At 67.2% G+C, this 1,626-nt stretch carries 1 protein-coding gene; it reads right to left on the bottom strand.

Annotation, left to right across the window (positions count from 1 at the left end; all coding sequences use genetic code 11):
- Positions 1-136: 136 nt before the first annotated feature.
- Entirely contained in the window at positions 137-1,564 is a 1,428-nt protein-coding gene (locus ABGA94_RS14095) for an amino acid permease (protein WP_338168048.1), read from the bottom strand.
- Positions 1,565-1,626: the final 62 nt, after the last annotated feature.

The raw sequence follows: 1,626 nt of genomic DNA, 5'->3' as shown, positions 1-1,626 counted from the left end.
CCCCCCCCCCCCCCCCCCCCCCCCCCCCCCCCCCCCCCCCCCCCCCCCCCGCCAAACCCTCAACCCAGCTGTTGCCGTTGCCGTTGCTCCGGCTTAAAAGGCTGGTGCAGGGCCGCAGGCCCTGCAATGCAAAACCTTACCTACCCCGCAGGCGGCTGTGCCTGAAGCCGTAGCAGAAATAGATCACGAAACCGACGAAGGTCCAGACGCCCATCAGCATCCAGTTGTGCATCGTCATCGCCGACAGCAGGGCAACGCAACTCAGCACGCCCAGGCTGCAGATCAGCCAGGCCATCGGCATGCGGAACGGGCGCGGCAGGTCCGGCTGGGTGCGGCGTAGGATCAGCACGCCGGCACACACCGCCGCGAACGCGATCAGCGTGCCCATCGAGGTCAGCTCGCCAAGGATGTCCAGTGGGAACAGCGCCGCCAGCAGCGCGATGCCGATGCCGGTGATCACCGTGTTGATGTGCGGGGTGCGGTACTTCGGGTGGATCCTGGTGAACACCGGCGGCAGCAGGCCGTCGCGCCCCATGATCATGAAGATGCGCGGCTGGCCGATGATCATCACCAGTACCACCGAGGACAGGCCGACCAGCGCGCCGACCTCGACCACCCAGCGCAGCCAACCCAGCTGCGGATGCGCGGCCACCGCGGTCACCACCGGTTCGTCGGTGCCCAGCAGCTGGAACGGCACCAGGCCGGTCATCACCGCGGCCATCGCGATGTAGAGCACGGTGCAGACCACCAGCGACAGCATCATGCCGATCGGCATGTCGCGCTGCGGGTTCTTGGATTCCTGCGCCGCCACCGAGACCGCCTCGAAGCCGATGTAGGCGAAGAACACCATCGCCGCGCCACGCAGCACGCCTTCCATGCCGTACTTGCCGGGGCCTTCGTTGGCGGGGATGAACGGCGTCCAGTTGCTGGTGTCCACGTACTTCCAGCCGACCACGATGACCAGCAGGATGAGGCCGGTCTTGAGCACGACCATCGCCATGTTCATTGCCGATGACTTGCTGATGCCGACGTAGCACAGCCAGGTCAGCAGCAGTACCAGCGCAGCGGCCGGCAGGTTGGCGATAGCACCGGTGGGGCGCAGCTGTGCGTCCAGTGGCGCACTGACCAGCGCCGCTGGCAGATGGATGTCGAACTGGCTGAGCAGGCTGAGGAAGTAGCCGGTCCAGCTGACCGCCACCGCCGACGCAGAGACGCCGTATTCGAGCACCAGCATCCAGCCGATGAACCAGGCCGACAGTTCGCCGAAGGTGGCGTAGGTATAGGTATAGGCGCTGCCGGAAACCGGCACCATCGAGGCGAACTCGGCGTAGGCCAGCGCGCAGAAGGCGCAGCAGATGGCGGCCAGCACGAACGACAGCATGATCGCGGGGCCGGCGTGATTGGCGGCGGCCTGGCCGGTGATGACGAAGATGCCGCCGCCGATCACGGCACCGATGCCGAGGGCGGTCAGGCCCCAAGGGCCGAGGTGGCGGCGCAGGCTCAGGCCGTTGGCGTCTTCATGGGCGGCATGCGGGTGCTTGGTGGCCCACAGTTGCTTGAACATGTCTGGTGGTCTTGTCGAAGCGCGCCGAGTCTGGCGCGCGGGGAAAACGGACGGGCCGGCCC

Source organism: Stenotrophomonas sp. 3diitr2024, assembly GCF_042136455.1.
GTDB classification, from domain to species: domain Bacteria; phylum Pseudomonadota; class Gammaproteobacteria; order Xanthomonadales; family Xanthomonadaceae; genus Stenotrophomonas; species Stenotrophomonas sepilia.
Note: the sequence above shows the minus strand (reverse complement) of the source record. Positions and strands in the feature narration are given on the sequence as shown.